Here is a 22,477-nt window from a genome sequence, read left to right as displayed (position 1 = left end):
GGTCAGCTCAGCTTCGTGGTGCGGGTGGCGAGCGCGGCGGCGGCGACGCCCCAGCCGAGCAGCACGAGCACCTGTCGCAGGCCCGGCGCGCCGCCGTCCACGATGGCGGTGTGCAGGCCTTCGGCCAGTGCCGCCGACGGGAGCAGTTCGACCACGGTGGCCAGCCAGCCGGGCAGGCTGTCCACGCCGAGGGCGACGCCGCCGATGAGCAGCAGCACGAACCAGATGATGTTGGCCAGTGCCAGGACGATCTCCGCGCGCAGCGCCCCGCCGAGCAGCACGCCGAGCGCGCCGAACGAGAGGGTGCCGAGCACGAGCAGCACGACGACCCACAGGAGTCCGCCGAGCGGGGGCGGGTCCCAGCCGAGCAGCAGCGCGGTGACCGCGATGATCACGACCTGCACGGCGACCACGGCGAGCGCGGCGGCGATCCGGCCGCCGACCAGCAGCCAGCGGGGCAGCGCGGTGGCGGCCAGGCGCTTGAGGACGCCGTAGCGCCGGTCGAAGCCGAGTGCGATGGCCTGGCCGGTGAACGCCGACGAGATCACCGCGAGGGCGAGGATCCGGGCGACGGCCGAGCCGACCCGGGGGTCGGGCATCGGGATGACCGACATCGTGGCGAGCGCGACCAGCAGCGCGACCGGGATGAGGACGGTGAGCAGGATCTGCTCGCCGTTGCGCAGGGTCAGCACGGTTTCGGTGCGGGCCTGGGTGACCAGCATCCGCGCCAGCGGGCCGCGGCCGGGTGCGGGGGTGAAGGTGCCGGGGGCGAACGTCATGACCGGAGCTCCCGTCCGGTCAGGTCGAGGAACACGTCCTCCAGGCTGCGTTTCGCCACGGTCAACTCCTCGGCCAGCACGCCCTGCTGGGCGCACCAGGACGTCACGGTGGACACGACCTGCGGGTCGATGCGGCCTTCGACCAGGTACCCGCCGCGGGTCGCCTCGCGCACCCGCATCCCTTCCGGCAGCGCGCCGGTGAGCAGGGTGAGGTCGAGGCCGGGTCGGGCGCGGAACCGCAGCTGCTGCTCGTCGTCGGCGGTGCGCGCGGTGAGCTCTTCGGGGGTGCCGGCGGCGACCACGCGGCCCGCGTCGACGATCACGACGTGGTCGGCGAGCGCTTCGGCCTCGTCCATGAGGTGGGTGGTGAGCAGGACGCTGACGCCGTCGGCGCGCAGGGCGGCGACGAGGTCCCAGACCAGTCGGCGGGCCTGCGGGTCCATGCCGGCGGTGGGTTCGTCCAGGAACACCAGTTCCGGTCGGCCGACCAGGGCGCAGGCCAGCGAGAGCCGCTGCTGCTGGCCGCCGGAGAGCCGCTTGTAGGGGGTGCGGCCGACGCCGGTCAGGCCGAGGATCTCCAACAGCCACGCGGGATCATGCGGGTTCGCGGCGCACGCGGCGACCAGCCGGAGCATCTCGTCGGCGCGGACGCCGGGGTAGCCGCCGCCGCCCTGCGGCATCACGCCGATGCGCGGGCGCAGTTCCGGTGCGCGCGGGTCCAGGCCGAGCACTCGGACCTGGCCGCCGTCGGCTTTGCGGAAGCCCTCGCACACCTCGACGGTGGTGGTCTTGCCGGCGCCGTTGGGGCCGAGCAGCGCCAGCACGGCGCCGCGGTCCAGGGTGAGGTCGAGGCCGTTCACCGCGACGACGGAGCCGTATCGCTTGACCAGCCCGGACACTTCCACGGCAGGGTGCTGGGGGTGCGGGCTCACGACGGCAGAGCCTAAGCCGTGTGCCGGGCGGTGCCGGTGGTGGGGTCCCGGTGGTGGGGTGCGCGCCACTTGGTGGTGGGGCTGGCCCCACCAGGGTGGTCGGGGACACCTCAGGGTCACCTAGGGGGCAATCCGGATAGTTCCGGACGAGGTTTTCCGGCCAAGATTCCGGTGTGGCGGAGATCCGGGGGAAAAGACGGGCAGCGGTGCTGCCGCTGGCTGTTGCGGGCCTTGTCCTGTCGCTGTTCCCGATTGTTTACCTGCACGTGGCGTCGGTCGGCGAGCTTAGCCCGATCAGCCACACGATCAGCGATTACATCTTCGTCGCCAACGGCAGCGGGCTGCTGGCGGTCACCGCGCTGTCCCTGGCCGCGGCGTCGGTCGCGCTGCTGGCGGTGCTGGTGCGGCGGGGTTTGCCGAGGCGGGGGCCGGTGGCGATCCTGATGGCGCTGTGGGCCGCGGGGTTGGCGGTGGCCGCGGTGTTCCCGACCGACCCGACCGGCACGCCGACCTCGGTGTCCGGTGCGGTGCACCGGTACGCGGGGGCGGTGATGTTCGCGAGCCTGCCGCTGGCCGGTTGGCTGATTTCCCGGCAGTTCATTTCCAGTACCACTGTGCGTCGTTTTTCGGTGGCCTCGGGGATCACGTCGGTCGCATTCATGGTGAGCCACGTGACGCTGACTTACCAGGGCGCGGTGCTGCTCGGTCTTTTCGAGCGGTTGCTGTTCGCCCTGTTGTACGGCCTGCTGTTCGCGCTGGCCGCCGCGGTCGCCCGGCGGGAGGCGCGGTCGTGACGTGGCTCGCGGTCCTGCTCGCCGTGGTGGGCGCGGTGTTCTTCGCGTTCGCCGCGCGGTTGCAGCACGACGCGGTGCGCGCCACCGAGGGCGCGTTGCGGGTGCTGGACCTGCTGCGCCGGCCCCGGTGGCTGGCCGGTCTGGTGCTGCTGGTGGCCGGTGCCGGGTTGCACGCGGTGGCGCTGGGCATGGCCCCGCTGAGCGTCGTGCAGCCGGTCGGGGTGCTGGCGATCGGCATCACGACGGTGCTCGACGGCCGCCGGCGCGAACTGCCCGCCGTGGCGCTGACGACGTTCGGCGTGGGGGCGTTCGTGTTCCTGGCGGCGGGCAGCGCCACCGCGACCCCGGTCGTGCCGGAGGCGGAGCTCACCGCCGGTCTGCTGGTGCTGGGCCTGATCGCCGCGCCCGTGCTGCTCGGCGTGCTCTCGACCAGGCCCGTGGTGCGGGGGCTGGGTTTCGGCGCGGCGGGCGGTGTCGCCTACGGCTACGTGTCGGTGCTCATGCGCTCGGTGTCCCAGGACGTCCAGTCCGGCCGGATCGACCTGACCACCGCCCTGTCGACGGTGGGTATCGCCGTCTCCCTGCTCGTCGGCGGCTGGTTCATCCAGCACGCCTATGCCAGTGGGCCGCCGCACCTGGCGGTGGCCTGCCTGACCGTGGTGGACCCGCTCGTCGCCGTCGGCATCGGCGCGGGGCTGCTCGGTGAGGCCACCCGGACCAGCGGGCTCGTCGCCCTGGCCGAACTCGCCTGCGCCGTCGTCGCCATCGGCGGCGTGGTCGCGCTGGCCCGCACGCAAAACCCTCCTGCACCTCTGAGATCGGAGACCACTGTGTACGACGGACGCGCCATGCGGATCGTGATCGCCGCTGAGACGTTCCCGCCGGACGTCAACGGCGCGGCTCGGTTCGCCCACCGGCTGGCCACCGGCCTGGCGGGACGGGACCACGATGTGCACGTGATCGCGGTCGACCCGGAGGGCAGGGCCCGCACCGAGCACGTGGACGGCATCACGGTCCACCGGCTGCGGTCGCACCGGACGCCGTTCCACCGCACGTTCCGGATCGGCCTGCCGTGGCAGGTGCGCAAGGACGTGCGGGCGCTGCTGGAGGAGCTGAAGCCGGACCTGGTGCACGTCCAGGCGCACTTCGTGGTTGGCCGGTACGTGGTGCGGCAGGCGGCCGAGATGGGCATCCCCACGGTGGCCACCAACCACTTCATGCCGGAGAACCTGTTCGGCCACGCCCGCTGCCCGCAGTGGTTGCAGGGCTTGGCGTCCCGGTGGGCGTGGCGCGACCTGGGCCGGGTGTTCGGCGTCGCGGACGTGGTGACCGCGCCGACCCCGCGCGCGGTGCAGTTGCTGCACGACAACGGTTTCCCGCCGCGGGCGGTGGCGGTGTCCTGCGGTATCGACATCGACCGCTACCGGCTGCGCCCGGCGGTGCGCACCAACGACGGCCCGACGGTGCTGTTCGTGGGCCGGCTGGACGAGGAGAAGCGGGTCGACGAGCTGCTGCGCGCGGTGGCCCTGGTGCCCCGCCTGCACGCCGACATCGTCGGCGACGGCTCGTGCCGCGCGGAGTGGGAGCTGCTGGCCCGGGACCTCGGCATCGCCGAGCGGGTGCGCTTCCGCGGTTTCGTGGACGAGGAGGAGCTGCTCGACGCCTACACCGGCGCGGACCTGTTCTGCATGCCGGGGATCGCCGAGCTGCAGAGCCTGGCGACGATGGAGGCCATGGCGGCGGGCAAGCCGGTCGTGGTGGCCGACGCGATGGCGCTGCCGCACCTGTGCAGGCCGGGCCGCAACGGCTGGCTGTTCACCCCCGGCGACGTGTCGGGCCTGGCGGACCGCCTGCACTCGGTGCTCGCCGACCCGACCGTGACGGCCCGGATGGGCGCGGCGAGCCTGGAGCTGATCGGGTCGCACGCGATCGAGGCGACGCTGGAGAAGTTCGAGGCGCTCTACGCGCGGGCGATGGGCGTGCCCGCGGTGGCGCGCCCGGCGCTGGCGGCCTGACCTGGCGAGGGGGCGGCGGGGGGAGGAACCGCTCCCCGGAAGTTGGGCTGGAATCCAGTTCCGACTGTCCGGGGAGTGGTTCGTCGCATCCACGCAGTTCGTTGTCCGAGCGGCAGCGGGAGGCCGCTGGTGACGAGACCGGGCAAGCGGTCGTTCACGTACGAGGTCGTACTGGCGAGAGGGCGAGGAAGCCCTGCGGCGCAGACCGAAGGCCGCCCGGCCGAGTCCTGCGACACGTCCGGGCTCGGCGAGTGGGAACGTCTGCGGGCCGAGAACCTGGAGCTGTCCGCGAAGGTGGCGTTCCCGGAAGAACCGCAGGTTTCCGGGGACCGGGTCAGGACAGTCCCCCGCGCCAGGCGGGTCAGTCGTCGTCCTCGCCGGTGGCCTGCAGGTGGGCGATGCGCTGGGCCACCCGCAGGCCGGCCGGACCGAGCACCGGGTGGCCGTGGCCGTCCACGGTGGTCAGGAAGCGGAACAGCATCGCGTGCCCTTCGAGGCGCTTGAGCAGACCGGCCGCCACGTTGCCGCCGAAGTCGACGAACGACGCCTGCTCCACCAGGTTGCGGGTGATCCGCCGGCGGGCCTTCAACGGCACCCACCACGTGGTCACCAGCAGCAGGACCAGGCCGAACGACAGCGCCGTCGCCAGCACCGCCTCCCAGCCGACGAACCGCAGCGTGAACACCTGCACGGCCGCGCCGATCACCAGCAGCACCGACCCGTACACGGCGGCCCACCCGGCGGTCGCGGCCGCGGGCGGCTCGGCGTTCTCGGTGTCCCACACGCCGTCGATCTGCCGCCACCGCTGCAACGACCGGCCCAGCCGCAGCGACACCGTCGCACCGAACACGATCGCCACCGCCGTGCCGATCACGACGAGCGTCGCGTCGACGTCGTAGAGCCGGTAGCGCACCACGGCCCAGATCCCGGCCACGATCCCGGCCACCACCACCATCCGCACCAGCAGGCGCGGCCGCAGCCGGATCTTCTTCAGCACCGCCAGCGGCGTCCCGACCGGCGCGGGCAGGCTGCCGATCACCAGCAGCCCCAGCACGACCAGCACCACCCCGCCCAGGGCGACCATGCCGGTCACGCCCTGCTCCTCGGTCACGCCCGACGCCATCGCGATCCGCGTCCGGTCCACCGCGACCGCCGTCAGCGGGATCACCGGCGAGAGCAGCACCAGGCCGTGCAGCAGCGTGCCGGTGCGCAGCGCGGCGTACCCGAACGCGGCCAGCAGCGTGGCGCTGCCGAACGCCGCCGCCGGGCCGACCGCCCACGGCGGCAGCAGGTCGAACAGCGCCAGCACCAGCAGCGCCCCGCCCAGCGCGAACCCGAGCAGGCCCAGGAACTGCGCCAACCGCCCGCCCCGGGTCAGCCCGGTGATCGTCCAGTAGGGCAGCAGCGCCGCCCCGCGCAACGTCCGGGTCAGCGGTTTCGCCGGTCCGAGACCGGAGTTCTCGCTGTCCGCCACGGTGATCGCCACCGCCGCCGCGGTCGCCGCGGTCCGGATCACCTGGTCGCTGGATGCCTCCTGGGACAGCGGTTCCCGCCCGATCCCGGCCCGGTCGAACGCGGCCAGCGCCTCCATCCCGATCTCGACCCGCTGCGCGTCGGTGCGCACCGGCAGGCGCGCCAGCAGCACCGCCTGCTCCTCCAGGAACAGCTCGCCGCGCGACCGCCGGTCCGCGCCCTCGTTGCGGTCGGCCAGGATCGACGCCCGCAGCGCCGGCAGCTCCTCGCAGATGATCCGCACGTGCAGGCCCCACGCGGCGAGCTCGGCCAGCGCCTCGCAGGTCGGCGGGTGGTCACCGGCCGAACTCCCGTACAGCGCGGTCAACTCCTCGACCGCGCGCTCCACGACCGGCTGGAGCGACGCGGGCAGCCCCTCTCCGAACAGTTTGCCGACCAGGTGCCCGACCCGTTCCCGGGCCCGTTCGGCGGCCGAGGACCCCGACGGCGTCAGCCGGTCGATCCGCAACAGCCGCTTCGGGTCGAACACGACCTTGCACAGCATGGTCGCGCCGTCCACCCGCCCCCAGATCCAGTCGTTGACCCGCCACGACCGCTTCAGGAACCCGGAGAACCGGCTCAGCGACGCGCCGCCGGCCTTGTCGTCGGGGGTGGTGCTGTGGTCGGCGAACGCGTTGCGCGTCTGGAGGCTGATCTGCACCAGGTCGACCGCCTGGTCCATGCCGCTGCGCGAGTCGTCGGCCAGGCAGGTGACCGCGACCTCCAGCGCGAGCACCCGCGACAGCCACAGGTCGTTGCCCAGCAGCCCGGCCGCGGTCTCCTCGTCGGTGCGCGGCTCGACCAGCAGCTTGCGCCACGACGCCACCCCGGCCATCGCCACCCGGTCCTCGTCGAGCCCGTCGAGCACGTCCCGCGCGTCGGCGAGGATCCCGGCGATCCGGTCCACCTGGGCGCGCACCCGCTGCCCGACCGAGTCGCCGGACGCGGCCGGCAGCATCCCGGCCGCGAACGCCTCGACCCGGCCCTCCCAGTACTCCTGGTTCAACGCCTGCTTCTCGCCGGTGGTCCACTGCCCGTCCAGCTCGGCGCGCGCCGCCCGCAGCCCGGTGCGCAGCTCGTAGAGGTTGGTGCGGGCCTGCGCCAGCCGCGACCCGCCCGACAGGTCCTCCGAAACCACCCAGACCAGCCGTTTGAGCAGGTCCATCGCGGCGGCGGCGAGCCGTTCGGCCATCCCGATGCCCCACGGCCAGCCGTGCTCGGGCAGCGTCGCGGGCTGCGGCCGGTTGGGCACGTAAGGCAGCCCGCCCCACTTCGCGAGGTAGGACCGCTGCGCGGCCTCCGCCGAGGCCCGCACCCGCTCGAAGGTCCACCCGGCCGCGTTCGCCCCGGGGACCTCGAACTGCCGGCTGGTGACGTCCCGGGCGGCGTGCCGGATCCGGATGTCCTCGTAGTGGTCGTGCAAGGTCGCGGCGAGCGCGTAGAGCTTGCCGACGACGGACCCGCTCGCGGCGAGCCGGTCGAGCAGCGCGCTGCGCCCGCCGCGCCGTGACGCGGCCAGCCGGTTGTGCTCCTCGATGCGTTCGACGTAGGTGCGCCCGCTCTGGCTGGTCAACGCGCTGAGCAGGCGCGCGCCCGTGCCGATCGTGCTGGGCGGCTTCCCGTCGACGGGGGCGGTGGGCGCGTCCGCGTCCTCCTTGGCGTGCGGGAAGACCAGGAGCATCACCCGCCGCACGGGCCCTTCGGCGGGCATCCGGTCGATGGCCTCCAACGCCTCCTTGGTCGGCGTGTTGACCAGCACCCCGCCGTCCACCGCGTACCGCGACCGGTTGTCGGCCCCGTTGGCCCACGAGGCGACATCGGCCATGTTGGGCCGCCCGTTGTTCGTCTCCGGGCCCACGGGCACGTAAGAGGGTTCGAACGCGAACGGGAACGAAGCCGACGACCGGGCCGCCAACGCCATCCGGTCCACCAGCGTCGGCAGTCGGTCGGCGGTGAAGTCGTCCCGCCCGCCGGGTTCCCGCCGGAAGGAGAAGCTGCCCTGGTAGGAGGACTGGACGAGGGCCTGCCCGAGGTCGTCGTGGGTGACCGTCGGCACGCCCCCGAGCAAGGTGGTGGTGATCCGCAGGTCGACCGGCCGCTCGTCGGCCGGGGTGGGGGAGAAGTCGGTGGTCAGCCGGTCCAGCGCCTCGTGCAGCCGGGGCAGGAAGAACTCGTCGCCCTTGAGCAGCGACACCGGGGACCCCCGGAACGGCGTGCGCAGCAGCTGCTCCATCCGCCCCTGCTCGGCCCACAGGTCACGCAGCCGCTCCAGCTTGGCGTTCCCGTTGACCTGCGACAACGCCAACGCGGCCCCGTTGATCCCACCCGCCGAGGTCCCGGTGATCACATCCGCGCGGGCGGTGCTGCCGACCAGGTCCAGCAGATCGGCGTACACCCCGTCCCCTCGGGTGAGCCGGTCGAGTTCGAGGACCACGCCCCCCATCCACACAGCAAGGCTGACCCCACCGTTGAGCACAACGGCAAACCGGATCTGCTCACGAGGCACGTCGGCCATCACACGCTCCCTCCCCGGACGCGCAGGCGATCTTCCCAGGTACCGATAAGTCGCCCGCCGGAACCACCGGGTTACGCCCCGATCGGATTAGGGCCCCCGCCCCACCCCACCGGCCCACCTCCCCGCGGCCCACACCCACGCCTCGAAGTCCGCCCGCCCCTTCGCAGCCGGCACCAGGACGCGGGACGGCCGGTCGGCCGGGCCAGAGTGCTCCACCGGCTCCCGGTCGACGAGCTGGTCGGTCGTGAAAGCCGTGGACCTCGCCCGACCGACGGCATCAAGCCGCGTCCGGCACCGGATCCCGCCTGATCAACGGCATCACCTGCTTGCGCGCCACGAACACGCACAGCAGGAACGCGATCACCGAAGCCGCCACGGCCTGCGGAACGATGTAAGCCCGCCCGTCGAACGCCGCCCCCGTAGGCGGCAGCACCACCGCGACCACCGCACTGGTGGCCATGGCGAACAGCCGGAACCGCTTGGCCAGCACCGCGGTCGCCAACGGCAACGCCGCCCACAGCACGTACCAGGGCTGCAGCACCGGCCCGAGCACCAACACGGCGCCCAACCCGGCACCCAGCCCGTTGACCGCCTTGATCCGCCCCTTGAACGCCTTCCACAGCAGCAACCCCGCGATCCACACCGACACGGCCTGCGTCACCAGCCGCATCAACGCGATCATCGAATCCGTGTGGTTGCCCAGCCCGAGCGCCAACCCCAGCCCGCCGCCCATGAACCCCATGGCGGTGGGCGGCGACATCCAGCTCTTCACGGTCCCCGCGACGTTCAGCGTCGAGATCCACCCGAAGCCCAACCCGGTCCCCAGGCACGTCCCGACCATCACCACCCCGGACACCACGCCCAGCAGCAACGCGGCTTTGACCAGGTCCCAGAACGACCCGCCGAGCCGCCGCGCGATCATCACCCCGAGGAACCCGAGGGCCAGCGCGGCGGGGATCTTCACCGCCGCCCCGAACGTGATCATGGTCGCACCGAGCGCGATCCACAGCAGTTCCTCCCGGGTCATCGGCGACCCCGGCACCACCGGCATCTTGCGCAACGCCAGTTCCAGCCCGACCAGCATCAGCCCGATCGCCAGGCCCTCGTTGTGCACGCCCACGACCAGGTGGAACAGCACCAGCGGGTTGGCCGCGCCGAGCCACAGCGCGCTCACCGGCGGCACGCCGAAGCGCCGCGCGAGCCGGGGCAGCGCCCACACGATCATCCCCAGGCCGACGAGCACGAGCATCCGGTGCAGGAACACGCCCGGCAGCACGCTGTCGCCGGTCACCATCGAGATGACACGCCCCATGGCGAGGAACAGCGGCCCGTAAGGCGCCGGTGTCTCACGCCAGATGTTGGGCACGTTGGTCGTCAACGGGTGGTCGACGCCGAGCGCGCTCTGCGGCCCCAGCTCGTAGGGGTCCTGCCCGTTCGCGGCGATCTGCGACTGCGCGAGGTAGCTGTACACGTCACGGCTGAACATCGGCAGGACGAACACCAGCGGGGTGATCCACATCAGCAGCGTGCGGTCGAGCTGGCTGCGCGACACGAGGCGGGGCCGGCCCGGCCGGGCGAACCTGCCCAGCCACAGCCACGCCGACACGACCAGGAACACGCCGGTCCACACGACGGCCATCGAGGCGGTCGACATGCGGGGGAACAGCCCCAGCACCGGCGTGCCGGGCAGCGGGCTGAACACCGGTGCCGCGCCCGCGCCCAGCGAGCCGACGAACATCAGCAGCGCGCCGACCGTGCCCCAACGGCGGATGATGTCGAGCTGCCGCCGTTCACGGGTGTCCAGCGGCGCTGCCTCGCCTATCCCGTCCCGGTCCGCCATCGCCAATCCGCCCGCCGTCACGCCCGAAGGGTAGCGACCGGCCTGCGCACGTGAGTCGGGTCACCCGATCCGGGCCGATCTTTGCGAGCGCCGGCGAAATAAGCAACACTGGTGTTGTGAAAAACGTCGGGAGCGACTCGACCGCCGTGCCGGCTGGGCACGACGGCCGCACCCGGCACGCCGTCGCACGCCTGCTGCTGGAGCAGGGCCCGATCGCCGCGGTCTCGGTCGCGGAGCAGCTGGGCCTGAGCCCGACGGCGGTGCGCCGGCACATCGACGCGCTGGTCGCCGACGGTGAGGCGGTCGACAGGGAGGCCCCGCGCCGGGGTCAGCGGGGTCGGGGTCGCCCGGCCAAGCTGTTCCTGCTGACCGAGCAGGGGCGGGCCCGCTTCGGGCACGCCTACGACGACCTCGCCGTGGCCGCACTGCGGTTCCTCGCCGAACAGGGCGGGGAGGAGGCGGTACGAGCCTTCGCCGAGCGCCGGGTCTCCGCACTCGTCGACCAGCACCGGGCGGCCATCGTGGCGCAACCCGACTCGGCCGAGCGGGCCAAGGCCCTCGCGGTCGCCCTGACCAGGGAGGGCTACGCTGCTTCGGCGCGACACGTGGGGGCGGGCGAGCAGCTCTGCCAGCACCTGTGCCCGGTCGCGCACGTGGCCGCCGAGTTCCCGCAGCTGTGCGAGACCGAGACGGCGGCGTTCGCCGACCTGCTCGGCACCCACGTGCAGCGGCTGGCGACGATCGCCCGCGGCGACGCCGTGTGCACGACCCACATCCCGAACCCACCCCCGATCACCGTCGGCGAGACCGACACCCGACCTTCAGATGGAGGGGAGCCCGCATGACTGCCGCTGCCGAGCAGCGCACCACCACAGCCCCGCTCACCCAGGAAGAGACCCTGGCGAGCATCGGCAACTACGAGTTCGGCTGGTCGGACTCGGACGTGGCAGGCGCGAGCGCCCGTCGTGGCCTGAACGAGGACGTCGTTCGGGACATCTCGGCGAAGAAGGACGAACCGGAGTGGATGCTGGACTTCCGGCTCAAGGCGCTGCGGTTGTTCGACCGCAAGCCGATGCCGACCTGGGGTTCGGACCTCTCGGCGATCGACTTCGACAACATCAAGTACTTCGTCCGGTCGACCGAGAAGCAGGCCGCGACCTGGGAAGACCTCCCGGACGACATCAAGAACACCTACGACAAGCTGGGCATCCCGGAGGCGGAGAAGCAGCGCCTGGTCTCCGGTGTCGCCGCCCAGTACGAGTCCGAGGTGGTCTACCACAAGATCAACGAGGAGCTGGAGAAGCAGGGTGTCATCTTCCTCGACACCGACACCGGCCTCAAGGAGCACCCGGAGCTCTTCAAGGAGTACTTCGGCTCCGTCATCCCCTCGGGTGACAACAAGTTCTCCGCGCTGAACTCGGCCGTGTGGTCCGGCGGCTCGTTCATCTACGTGCCGAAGGGCGTGCACGTCGAGATCCCGCTGCAGGCCTACTTCCGGATCAACACCGAGAACATGGGCCAGTTCGAGCGCACCCTGATCATCGTCGACGAGGGCGCGTACGTGCACTACGTCGAGGGCTGCACCGCCCCGATCTACTCCTCGGACTCGCTGCACTCCGCGGTCGTGGAGATCGTCGTGAAGAAGGGCGGCCGCTGCCGCTACACGACCATCCAGAACTGGTCGAACAACGTCTACAACCTGGTCACCAAGCGCGCCAAGGCCGAAGAGGGCGCGACCATGGAGTGGATCGACGGCAACATCGGCTCCAAGGTCACCATGAAGTACCCGGCCGTGTTCCTGATGGGCGAGCACGCCAAGGGCGAGGTGCTCTCCATCGCGTTCGCGGGCGAGGGCCAGCACCAGGACGCCGGCGCGAAGATGGTCCACATGGCGCCGCACACGTCGTCCACGATCGTGTCGAAGTCGGTGGCGCGCGGCGGCGGCCGGACCTCCTACCGGGGGCTCGTGCAGGTCAACAAGCGGGCGCACCACTCGAAGTCCACGGTCAAGTGCGACGCGCTGCTGGTCGACAACATCAGCCGCTCCGACACCTACCCCTACGTCGACGTCCGCGAGGACGACGTGTCGATGGGCCACGAGGCCACGGTCTCGAAGGTGTCCGAGGACCAGCTGTTCTACCTGATGTCCCGCGGCCTCAACGAGGACGAGGCCATGGCGATGATCGTGCGCGGGTTCGTCGAGCCCATCGCGCGCGAGCTCCCCATGGAGTACGCCCTCGAGCTGAACCGCCTGATCGAGCTGCAGATGGAAGGGGCCGTCGGCTGACATGGCCGTCACCACTCAAGACCAGCACGGCCTGACGGCCCACTCCCACGGCGCGGGCGCCCCGATCTCGTCGCGCGCGGACCACTTCGCGTCGTTCGACGTGGACGCGTTCGAGGTGCCCGGCGGCCGTGAGGAGATCTGGCGCTTCACCCCGATGAAGCGCCTGGCCGGCCTGCACACCGGCGTGCCCGCCACGGGCACCGCCACCGTCGAGGTCAAGGCGGCCGAGGGCGTCCGGGTCGAGACCGCCGCCCGGGGCGACGAGCGCCTGGGCACCGCCGGCACGCCGGCGGACCGGATCGCGGCGCAGGCGTGGAACTCGTTCGCCGAGGCCACGGTGATCACCCTGCCCAAGGACACCAAGGTCGAGCCGACCACCGTCACGGTGACCGGCGCGGGCAAGGGCGAGGTCGCCTACGGCCACCTCCAGGTCCGGGCCGAGCAGTTCGCCGAGGCCGTCGTGGTGATCGACCACCGCGGGTCCGGCGCGTACGCCGACAACGTGGAGTTCGTCGTCGCCGACGGCGCGCACCTGACGGTCGTGGCGATCCAGGACTGGGCCGACGACGCCGTGCACGTCTCCGCGCACCACGCGAAGCTGGGCCGCGACGCGACGTTCAAGCACACCGTCATCACCCTGGGCGGCGACCTGGTCCGGCTCACCCCGGTGGTCACCTACACCGGGCGCGGCGGCGACGCCGAGCTGCTGGGCCTGTACTTCGCCGACGCCGGCCAGCACCTGGAGCACCGCACGTTCATCGACCACGCGGTGTCCAACTGCCGCAGCAACGTGGTCTACAAGGGCGCGCTGCAGGGCGAGGACGCGCACACCGTGTGGATCGGCGACGTGCTGATCCGCGCGGCGGCCGAGGGCACCGAGACCTTCGAGCTCAACCGGAACCTGGTGCTCACCGACGGCGCGCGCGCCGACTCGGTGCCGAACCTGGAGATCGAGACCGGCGAGATCGAGGGCGCGGGCCACGCCAGCGCCACCGGCCGGTTCGACGACGAGCAGCTGTTCTACCTGCAGGCCCGGGGCATCCCGGAGGAGCAGGCCCGCCGGCTGGTCGTGCGCGGCTTCTTCCACGAGATCCTGCTCAAGATCGCCGTCCCCGAGGTGCGCGAGCGCCTGGAAGCCGCGATCGAGGCGGAGCTGGAAGCGGTGGGCGTGTGATCCGGGTGTGCTCGCTGACCGACCTGGACGACCGCAAGCCGGTCGCGTTCGAGGTCGGCGACGAGTACACCCCGGTCCTGCTCGTCCGCGACGGCGGGTCCGTCCACGCGCTGCGCGACCTCTGCTCGCACGCGGAGGTCGCGCTGTCCGAGGGCGACGTGACCCGCAAGGGCGTCGAGTGCTGGCTGCACGGGTCGTGCTTCGACCTGCGCACCGGCCGCCCCTCGTCCCCGCCCGCGACGGAACCGGTCGACGTCTTCGCCGTCGACATCCGTGACGGCGACGTCTACGTGGACGTCACCGCCACCTTGAACGCCACCACGAACTGACTTCCGAGCCGCTCCCACCCCGGGCGGCACACCAGGAGAACTGAGCACCACATGGCCACTCTGGAGATCAAGGACCTGCACGTCTCGGTCACCACCGACGAGACGTCCAAGGAGATCCTCAAGGGCGTCGACCTGACCATCAAGGCCGGCGAGACGCACGCGATCATGGGTCCGAACGGGTCGGGCAAGTCCACCCTGTCCTACGCCATCGCCGGGCACCCCAAGTACCGGATCACCTCCGGCACCGTCACCCTCGACGGCGAGGACGTGCTGGAGATGAGCGTGGACGAGCGGGCCCGCGCGGGCCTGTTCCTCGCCATGCAGTACCCGGTCGAGGTCCCCGGCGTCTCGATGTCGAACTTCCTGCGCACCGCCGCCACCGCCGTGCGCGGCGAGGCCCCGGCCCTGCGGCACTGGGTGAAGGAGGTCAAGGGCGCGATGGCCGACCTGGACATCGACCCGGCCTTCGCCGAGCGCTCGGTCAACGAGGGCTTCTCCGGCGGCGAGAAGAAGCGCCACGAGATCCTGCAGCTCGGGCTGCTCAAGCCGAAGATCGCGATCCTGGACGAGACCGACTCGGGCCTCGACGTCGACGCGCTGCGCGTGGTCTCCGAGGGCGTCAACAAGTTCAAGGAGTCCGGTGAGGCGGGGGTCATGCTGATCACCCACTACACCCGGATCCTCAAGTACATCCAGCCCGACTTCGTGCACGTGTTCGCGAACGGCCGGATCGTCGAGTCCGGCGGCCGCGAGCTGGCCGACCAGCTCGAAGAGCACGGTTACGTGAAGTACGCGGGTGTGCAGGAAGCCGCCAAGGTCGGCTGACGTTGTCCTAGTCGTGTGTTCAACAGTTCGAGAGGAGGCGTCGGAGCTGTGACCACCACCGCTGCTCCACTGGACGTCGCTACCGTGCGCGCGGACTTCCCGATCCTGGGCCGCACCGTGCGGGAAGGCAAGCGGCTGGTCTACCTGGACTCCGGCGCCACCTCGCAACGGCCGAGGCAGGTCCTCGACGCCGAGCGCGCGTTCCTGGAGACCGCGAACGCCGCCGTGCACCGCGGCGCGCACCAGCTCGCCGAGGAGGCGACCGACGCCTACGAGGGCGCGCGGGCGAAGATCGCCGCGTTCGTGGGCGTCGACTTCGGCGAGATCGTGTTCACCAAGAACGCCACCGAGGGCGTGAACCTGGTCGCGTACGCGATGGGCAACGCCTCGGTCGCCGGCCCCGAGGCCGAGCGGTTCCGGATCGGCCCCGGCGACGAGATCGTCGTGACCGAGATGGAGCACCACGCGAACCTTGTGCCGTGGCAGCAGCTGGCGCAGCGGACCGGGGCGACCCTGCGCTGGTTCGGCGTGACCGACGAGGGCCGGCTCGACCTGTCCGACGTGGACTCGCTGATCACCGGGCGGACCAAGGTCGTCGCGCTCACCCACCAGTCCAACGTGCTCGGCACCGTCAACCCGGTCCGGTCCATCGTGGACAGGGCGCGGGCGGTCGGCGCGCTCACCGTGCTGGACGCGTGCCAGTCGGTGCCGCACGGCCCGGTCGACTTCCGGGCGCTGGGCGTGGACTTCGCGGTGTTCTCCGGCCACAAGATGCTCGGCCCGTCCGGCGTCGGTGTCCTCTACGGACGCCGTGAGCTGCTGGAGACCTTGCCGCCGTTCCTCACCGGCGGGTCGATGATCGAGATGGTGCAGATGGCGAGCTCCACGTTCGCCCCGCCGCCGCAGCGCTTCGAGGCCGGCGTGCCGATGACCTCGCAGGCGGTGGCGCTCGGCGCGGCCGTGGACTACCTGAGCGAGATCGGCATGGACAGGGTCGCCGCGCACGAGCACGTGCTCACCGAGGCGGCCCTGCGCGGCCTGGCGGAGATCCCCGGCGTCCGGATCGTGGGCCCGCTCGACACGCAGGACCGCGGCGGTGCCGTGTCGTTCGTGGTCGAGGGCATCCACGCCCACGACGTCGGCCAGGTCCTGGACAGCCTCGGCATCGCGGTCCGCGTCGGCCACCACTGCGCGTGGCCGCTGCACCGGCGGCTCGGCGCCGCCGCGACCGTGCGCGCGAGTTTCTACCTGTACAACACGCTGGACGAGGTGCGCGCCCTGGTGGAGGGCGTGCGCGAAGCCCAGAAGTTCTTCGGGGTGGTGGCGTAGGTGCAGCTTCAGCAGATGTACCAGGAGATCATCCTGGACCACTACAAGAACCCGCACGGGCGCGGCCTGCGCGACCCGTTCGACGCCGAGTCCCACCAGATCAACCCGACCTGCGGTGACGAGGTCACGCTCCGGGTGAAGCTGGACGGCGACAAGGTCGCGGACGTCTCCTACGACGGCCAGGGCTGCTCCATCAGCCAGGCGTCGACCTCGGTGCTGACCGACCTGGTGGTCGGCAGGCCGGTGGGGGAGGCGTTCCAGAAGCTGGACGCGTTCGTCGAGCTCATGCAGGGTCGCGGCAAGGTCGAGCCCGATGAGGACGTGCTGGAAGACGGCATCGCGTTCGCCGGCGTGGCCAAGTACCCGGCCAGGGTGAAGTGCGCGCTGCTCGGTTGGATGGCTTTCAAGGACGCGGTGGCCCGCAGCGAAGGAGCAACAGCATGACCACCCCAGAAGGCTCGACCGCGGAACACACCGACGAGGTGGTCCGCGGCGTGGAGGGCATGCCCGAACCGCCCGCGCCGAAGGCCGACCTGCCCAGCCTGGACGACCTCGAAGAGGCCATGCGCGACGTGGTCGACCCGGAGTTGGGCATCAACGTGGTCGACCTCGGCCTGGTCTACGACATCCGCGTGGACGACGACAACGTCGCGCTGATCGACATGACCCTGACCTCGGCGGCGTGCCCGCTGACCGACGTCATCGAAGACCAGACCCGCACCGCCCTGACCGGCGGTCCCGGCGGCGGAATCGTCAACGACTTCCGCATCAACTGGGTCTGGATGCCCCCGTGGGGCCCCGAGAAGATCACCGACGACGGCCGCGAACAACTCCGCGCCCTCGGCTTCACGGTCTAGCTCTCCGGCTTTTCGCACCACCCTCGACAGCGGTCGCCCACCACGGCGGCCGCTGTCGGCGTTCCCGGCCCCGATCACCCACCCGCTTTCATCAACCGCAACGCCTCCGGTGTGAACAGCAACTCCACGGACCCGTCCCCGCAGGTGAACTGCACCGCGTCCACGTGCAGCGAACGGGTGAGGTGTTGAACGCCGCCGACGTCGAAGCGATGATCAGCCTCTACGATCCGACCGGAGTACGCCCACGCGCTGCTGTCCGCCGCACCCCTCGTCGCGGCGCCCAAGGTCGACGCCCTCGCCGAGGAACGCGCGGAGCGCTCGCTTCGCCGGCAACGTCACCGCGCTGGGCCTCCCGCTCACCCTGCTCCACATCGCGGACGGCAAGTCGATCGCCTTCGTGGCCAACGTCGCCCGCGTTCCACGCGTTCCACGCCGAATACAAGAGGTAGCGACGACATCGGGGCGGCCGTCGTGCTGCCCCGACCCGTACTACGAGAGGTCGATCTCGACGGCGACCGGCGCGCCCGCCGCGTCCACGTCGAGGTGGGCGGGGAAGAAGCCGTCGCCGACCGACGTCATCGCCAGCATCACGTCGGCACCGCCCACCGCCAGGGTCGCGGCCTCGTGCTCGCTCGCCCGGACGGCCCGCATCGCCTGCCAGTGGTGCGAGTGCGGCCGGAAGTCGACGGCGAACCTGCGTTCCGGCGCGACGCCGCGCCGCTCTTCCAAGGCCACCGCCAGCCGGTACGCCTCCCGGACCGGGAGATCGACCCAGCCGAAGGTGTCGTCGCCCGGCGTCCTCGTGCGCCGGGCCTCGAACTCCTCGGCGATCGCGTCCTCGTCCCCACCCCAGAACACGACGTCGGCCAGCCCGTCGAGCGGATCGTCGTGCACCCACGACCCGAGCGCGTCCGCGTCGGCGAAGGCGAACCGGGCGTGGTCGACCCTGATCGTCCCCAACGGGCGCCGCTCCACCACCGTCCCGCCGCCGAGCTCGATCCGAATCCGGGCCCACCCCCACTGGCCGCGCGTGGCCACGACCCGCAGCGCCCGACCGGTCGGCACACCACCGATCGGCACGACCGGCACTCCGGTGATCAGGAACTCCGGATCACCCGCCTCGAGCGCGTGCCGCACCCGGTCGCGGTGCGGCACCCGACGGGGGAACGGCCGCAGCGAAGCACCGAACCCACCCGCCCGGCAGTGCTCGTCGAACTTCGCGGTGAACGGCACCACCGCGTGCTCGGGGATGTCGTACAGCCTGCGCCCGGCCTGGTGGTCGAAGGACCGCGCCGCGGCGTCAGCGTCAGACCCGACGACCTCGAAGTCGACCGCCGCGTCACCGCCGGACTCGTCCGGCGACCGCTGCGCGGACCACAACCGCAGGTAACCGCCGTCCACCAGCACGAGGTGCCCGGACGGGCAGGTCACCGATCCGAGCACGACGTCGTCCACGACCCGGAGTCTAAGATCAAGCGGCGGAGTCAGGTCTGCGCCACCAACATCGCCACCACGTCGGCAAGTTCACCCCGACGAGTGAACGCCCGGCGCTGTCGGGTCGCCCCGCACCCGTCCAGCAACAGCCGTCCCACCCCGTCGTCCACCAACGCCTCGTCCCCGCACGCCCGCAACGCCGGCCGAATCCACTCCACCAACGTCCGCACCAGGTCCGCCGCCGCCACCAACCGCCCGGTGTGCGGCTCGACCCCCGCCCCCTCGACCCCGTCCCGCGCGGCACGCCACAACGCCGCCCGCAACGCCAGGTCCGACACCGGGAACGCCGCCGCCCCGGACACCGCGACCACCGCGATGGCCCGCGCGATCGCCGCGATCAGCACCGCCTCCTCGACGGTCGCCGCCACGTCGCACACCCGCAGCTCCACGGTCGGGTGACTGGCCGACAGCCGCACGTCCCAGTAGATCATCCCGGTGTCCATCGCCGCCCCGGACGTCCGCAACGTGCGCGTGCCCAGGTGGTAGTCCTCCACGGAGGCGAACCACGGCGGCGCGCCGGCCGACGGCCACGGGCTCCACGACAGGTACCGCCAGCTCGCGTACCCCGTGTCACGCCCCTCCGAGAACGGCGAGTTCGCGCTGATCGCCAGCAGCACCGGCAGCCACTGCCGCAGGTGGTTGGAGATCAGCACGCCGGTCTCCTCGTCCGGGATCCCGATGTGCACGTGGCACCCGCAGATGGTCAGCGCGTCGATCAGCGACCCGTACCGGTGCTCGATGTCCCGGTACCGCTGCCGGTCGGTCAACGGCGGCGGCCGGCTGCCGCCCAGCACCGGGGTGCCGGTGGCCACGATCCGCGCGTCGTGCCCCTTGGCCAGGTCGCCGAGGGCGCGCCGGGACAGCACGAGCTGCTCGCGCACCTCGTCCATCGACCAGCACACCGCGGTCGCGCTCTCCACCTGGTAGCGGGTCATCTCGGACTGGAGGTCCAGCACGCCGTCCGCGTCACCCAGCACTTCGCCCGCCACCGGCGACAGAGCCCCGGTGACCGCGTCCACCAGCAGGAACTCCTCTTCCACGCCGACTGACAACGCGGGGTCGAACTCGGTTCGCGGACGCGGCAGCGCGCTGACGTCGACTTCGCTCACCAGGGGCCTCCCTGCGGTGGGTAGTCATCCTGATGCTATGAGTGATCAGCGCGGGTGCACATGCATCGTTGCGGTGAACTTCCGGTCCGGCTAGCTGACCGCCAAATGCGCGCCGCCGCGCAGCACGTCCACGTGGTCGCTGCCCGGACGGCCCAGCACCCAACTGTTGCCGCGCAACGACTTCGCGTGCTCCTTCAACGGCGCCAGCAGGCGGGACACCTCCCGGTAGGACCCCACCGACCCGGCCGCGCACACCAGCGTCGCCAGCGACAGGGTTACCGCGTGTCCCTCTGCGTCAAACGGCGTATCCAATACACCCGCCGCGTAAGGCACGACCTCGTTCAGCCCCGCGACGACCAGGAAGTCGTCGCCACCGACGTGCCCCACCTGAATCCCGGGGAACGCCGTCGCACCTTCGGTCAGCTTACGCCCTAACGCCCTGATCAGGTCATCACCGGCGGCGAACCCCACCGAGTCGTTCACCCGCTTGAACGCGTCGACGTCGAGCCACCCCACGGCGAAGATCTCGCCGGACAGGATCCGCCGGTCGACCTCGCGCGCGATCGAGTCGCTGCCGGGCAGCCGGGTCAGCGGGCTCAGCGCCGCGGCCTGCTCGACCTTCATCTCCGCGATGCCGCGCACCACGTCGGCCACCCGCACGACACCCACGCACCGGTCGTCGTCGTCCACGACCACCAGGTCGTCGTTGGTGCGCTCGCGGTTGGTGTGCGCGACCACGTCGAGCATCTCCATCGCCGTGGACCCGGCCCCGATCACCCGGGGCGGGTCGGCCAGCCGCGCCGCCTCCCGCTTGGCGTGCAGCGCGTGCCCGAACGGCCCGGTGACCGCGAGCAGGAACCGGTTGCGGTCCACCGTCCACGTCGGGCGGCCGTCGTCGTCCACCAGCACGACCCCGGTCACGGTGGGCTGCGTGGCCAGCACGTCCCGGACGTCCTCCGAGGTCGCGGACTCGGGCAGGGTCGTCGCCGGGTGCAGGAAGTCGGTCACCTTCGGACCGGGCTTGCGGCGCAGCGGCTTGGTGGTCGTCTTGGTCGCCGCCTCGGGGTCGTTGACCTCGCTGAGCACGGTCGAGATGGTCGCGTTGATCTTCGGCCGGCGTTGCGCGGCGGCCAGCAGGTTGCCCTGCGCCAGCCGCACCCCCAGCCGGCGCAGCGCCGCGAGCTGCGGCTCGGTCTCCACGCCCTCGGCGACGATCAGCGAACCGGTCGCCTCGCACAGGTGCTGCAAGCCCTGCACCAGCGCGAACCGCGCCGGGTCGTCGACCAGTTCCTGGACCACCTCGCGGTCCAGCTTCACCACCTCGGGCTGCACCTCGGCCAGCAGCGACAGCGGGGCGTCGCCCTCGCCGACCCCGTCCAGGCCGATCTTGAACCCGTCCTGGCGCAGCCGGTCCAGACCCTTGACGAGTCGGTGGCGCGGCGCGCGCGAGTACGGCGTGCCGACCTCGATCACCAGGTTGGCGGTGGGACGACCTGCGTCGCGCAGCGCCGCGTACAGCGGAGCCATGTGCTCGGACTTGTCCGCGATGGTCATCGCGAGCAGGTTCACGTGCAGCGGCAGGGTGAAGTCGTGATCAGCCGCGCTGCGGATCGCACGGCAGGCGAGGGCCACATCGGTGTTCGCCAAATACCCCGCACGGAACGCCATGCGGAGTAGATCCTGCACGCTGCCGTCGTGCGGGCGGGCCAGTGCCTCGACCGCGACGACCCCTCCGGTGTTGAGGTTGAACAGCGGCTGGAAGGCGAAGCGAACGTCATCCAGCAAAGCGGGCACGTCACCAGATCCTGCCCGGTCGATCTTGTCTTGCCCAGACCGTTAACCAGGAGTTCTCACAGCCTTGGCCGGCTGCACGGTGAATGCCAATCGAGCGCGCATCCGCCAGTCCGCCGTTCGGAACAGAGCGGACATCGCCGAAACCGTTCCGTGCAGGTCGGAGCGCCCACTGAGATACATTCGTTGCTTATTCTCGGGCAAATGGAAGAACAGGTCGAAAAATTCCGGCACCTGGTCGGGCCGCATCACCAGCAGCGCGGCCAGGCCGTACCGGCGCAGCGCGTGCACCGCCCTGGCCCGCGCCGGCCACACCACCCGGTCCACCGGCACCCCGTCCGCGATCGCCCGCGCCACCTCCGGCGCGAGCGCCAACGCCTCCGCCACGCTGTACCCGGTCGCCGGGTGCACCAGCCCCGCCGCCGCCCCGAACGCGCCGCGCCGAGGCCGTGCCGCCAACGGTATCCGCACCCGTTCCTCGTCGTGGGGGAGCGCGACCCCGTGCGCCGCAAGGCGTGCGCGCAGCCTCAACCGCAGCTCCGGCAACGGCAGCCCCGGGCCACGCGCCAGCGACGTCTCTTCCAACAACACACCGCCGCCCGGCATCGGGATCGCGTACAGGAACGTCGGGTCCGGCGAGCCCGCGTCCGGTGGTCTGCGCCAATCCATGACCAGCGCCTCGTCGTCCACCACGAATGGCAACGCCTGCTCGGCAGCCACCACCACACCCACCGCGTGCTGCGCCACCCGGCCCGACGCGCCGGTCGCGTCCACCACCAGGCCCGCCCGCAGGACACGCCCGTCACGCAACACCACGTGCCGCCGACCCCGCTCGGCCACCAGGCCCCGCACCACCCGCACGTCGTCGGGCAACCGTCGCAACCGCTCGTTGTCC

Annotated in this window: 18 protein-coding genes (1 of these 18 only partly in view); 10 read left to right on the top strand and 8 right to left on the bottom strand. The window is 71.7% G+C overall.

The window, feature by feature from the left end; translation table 11 throughout:
- Window positions 1-2 precede the first annotated feature (2 nt).
- Both BN6_RS30045 and BN6_RS30040 read right to left on the bottom strand, forming a co-directional pair.
- Window positions 3-779 carry an ABC transporter permease gene (locus BN6_RS30045; protein WP_015103600.1) on the bottom strand — a complete coding sequence of 259 codons (777 nt, stop codon included), beginning with the start codon at window positions 777-779 and terminating at the stop codon, window positions 3-5.
- Window positions 776-1,711: an ABC transporter ATP-binding protein gene (locus BN6_RS30040; protein ID WP_231904786.1), complete on the bottom strand. Its 936-nt coding sequence runs from the start codon at window positions 1,709-1,711 to the stop codon at window positions 776-778. Before BN6_RS30040 ends, BN6_RS30045 begins: the two co-directional genes overlap by 4 nt.
- Before the next feature lie 173 nt (window positions 1,712-1,884).
- Here BN6_RS30040 and BN6_RS30035 point away from each other — a divergent pair, with 173 nt between their 5' ends.
- Together BN6_RS30035 and BN6_RS30030 are read left to right on the top strand one after the other, a co-directional pair.
- Complete coding sequence (locus BN6_RS30035) at window positions 1,885-2,505, top strand: DUF998 domain-containing protein (RefSeq protein WP_015103598.1); 621 nt, start codon at window positions 1,885-1,887, stop codon at window positions 2,503-2,505.
- Window positions 2,502-4,520 (top strand): glycosyltransferase, encoded by a 2,019-nt coding sequence (locus BN6_RS30030; RefSeq protein ID WP_015103597.1) that lies wholly within the window; start codon window positions 2,502-2,504, stop codon window positions 4,518-4,520. Before BN6_RS30035 ends, BN6_RS30030 begins: the two co-directional genes overlap by 4 nt.
- 361 nt (window positions 4,521-4,881) lie before the next feature.
- On the opposite strand, the gene BN6_RS30025 is transcribed toward BN6_RS30030, so the two are convergent.
- Both BN6_RS30025 and mptB read right to left on the bottom strand, forming a co-directional pair.
- Window positions 4,882-8,547, bottom strand: coding sequence for a patatin-like protein (locus tag BN6_RS30025; protein ID WP_015103596.1), 3,666 nt, complete (start codon window positions 8,545-8,547; stop codon window positions 4,882-4,884).
- Window positions 8,548-8,824: 277 nt separating this feature from the next.
- A complete protein-coding gene (gene mptB, locus BN6_RS30020) occupies window positions 8,825-10,408 on the bottom strand; it encodes a polyprenol phosphomannose-dependent alpha 1,6 mannosyltransferase MptB (RefSeq protein ID WP_015103595.1) in 1,584 nt (527 codons plus the stop codon).
- 95 nt (window positions 10,409-10,503) lie between these two features.
- On the opposite strand from mptB, the gene BN6_RS30015 reads away from it, so the two are divergent.
- From BN6_RS30015 to BN6_RS29980, 8 genes are read left to right on the top strand one after another with little or no spacing between them, the layout of a single operon-like run.
- On the top strand, window positions 10,504-11,232 hold the full coding sequence (locus tag BN6_RS30015) for a helix-turn-helix transcriptional regulator (protein WP_051075795.1): 729 nt from the start codon (window positions 10,504-10,506) through the stop codon (window positions 11,230-11,232).
- On the top strand, window positions 11,229-12,674 hold the full coding sequence (gene sufB, locus BN6_RS30010) for a Fe-S cluster assembly protein SufB (RefSeq protein ID WP_015103593.1): 1,446 nt from the start codon (window positions 11,229-11,231) through the stop codon (window positions 12,672-12,674). The genes BN6_RS30015 and sufB overlap by 4 nt, the downstream gene beginning before the upstream one ends.
- Window position 12,675: 1 nt before the next feature.
- Window positions 12,676-13,848, top strand: coding sequence for a Fe-S cluster assembly protein SufD (gene sufD, locus BN6_RS30005; RefSeq protein WP_015103592.1), 1,173 nt, complete (start codon window positions 12,676-12,678; stop codon window positions 13,846-13,848).
- A complete protein-coding gene (locus BN6_RS30000; RefSeq protein WP_015103591.1) occupies window positions 13,845-14,177 on the top strand; it encodes a non-heme iron oxygenase ferredoxin subunit in 333 nt (110 codons plus the stop codon). The genes sufD and BN6_RS30000 overlap by 4 nt, the downstream gene beginning before the upstream one ends.
- 51 nt (window positions 14,178-14,228) lie before the next feature.
- Window positions 14,229-15,002: a Fe-S cluster assembly ATPase SufC gene (gene sufC / locus BN6_RS29995; RefSeq protein WP_015103590.1), complete on the top strand. Its 774-nt coding sequence runs from the start codon at window positions 14,229-14,231 to the stop codon at window positions 15,000-15,002.
- Between the two features lie 48 nt (window positions 15,003-15,050).
- Entirely contained in the window at window positions 15,051-16,331 is a 1,281-nt protein-coding gene (locus BN6_RS29990; RefSeq protein ID WP_015103589.1) for a cysteine desulfurase, read from the top strand.
- The gene (gene sufU, locus BN6_RS29985; RefSeq protein WP_015103588.1) at window positions 16,332-16,775 is read left to right on the top strand and encodes a Fe-S cluster assembly sulfur transfer protein SufU; all 444 of its coding nucleotides are present in this window, start codon (window positions 16,332-16,334) and stop codon (window positions 16,773-16,775) included.
- Window positions 16,772-17,188 (top strand): metal-sulfur cluster assembly factor, encoded by a 417-nt coding sequence (locus BN6_RS29980; RefSeq protein ID WP_015103587.1) that lies wholly within the window; start codon window positions 16,772-16,774, stop codon window positions 17,186-17,188. The genes sufU and BN6_RS29980 overlap by 4 nt, the downstream gene beginning before the upstream one ends.
- A 489-nt stretch (window positions 17,189-17,677) precedes the next feature.
- On the opposite strand, the gene BN6_RS29970 is transcribed toward BN6_RS29980, so the two are convergent.
- From BN6_RS29970 to BN6_RS29955, 4 genes are all read right to left on the bottom strand, one after another.
- On the bottom strand, window positions 17,678-18,643 hold the full coding sequence (locus BN6_RS29970) for a hypothetical protein (protein WP_015103585.1): 966 nt from the start codon (window positions 18,641-18,643) through the stop codon (window positions 17,678-17,680).
- Between the two features lie 29 nt (window positions 18,644-18,672).
- Window positions 18,673-19,791 carry a carboxylate-amine ligase gene (locus BN6_RS29965; protein ID WP_015103584.1) on the bottom strand — a complete coding sequence of 373 codons (1,119 nt, stop codon included), beginning with the start codon at window positions 19,789-19,791 and terminating at the stop codon, window positions 18,673-18,675.
- 90 nt (window positions 19,792-19,881) lie between these two features.
- The gene (locus BN6_RS29960; protein ID WP_015103583.1) at window positions 19,882-21,585 is read right to left on the bottom strand and encodes a GGDEF domain-containing protein; all 1,704 of its coding nucleotides are present in this window, start codon (window positions 21,583-21,585) and stop codon (window positions 19,882-19,884) included.
- A gap of 42 nt (window positions 21,586-21,627) precedes the next feature.
- Window positions 21,628-22,477: the 3' portion of a lycopene cyclase family protein gene (locus BN6_RS29955; protein ID WP_015103582.1), read on the bottom strand. Its footprint extends 233 nt past the window's final position; the window shows 850 of its 1,083 coding nt (coding positions 234-1,083); the start codon falls outside the window, past its right edge; it ends in the stop codon at window positions 21,628-21,630.

This window comes from Saccharothrix espanaensis DSM 44229 (genome assembly GCF_000328705.1).
In the GTDB taxonomy this organism is placed as follows: domain Bacteria; phylum Actinomycetota; class Actinomycetes; order Mycobacteriales; family Pseudonocardiaceae; genus Actinosynnema; species Actinosynnema espanaense.
The sequence above is the reverse complement of the archived record's forward strand: the minus strand, read 5'-3'. Positions and strand labels throughout refer to the sequence as shown.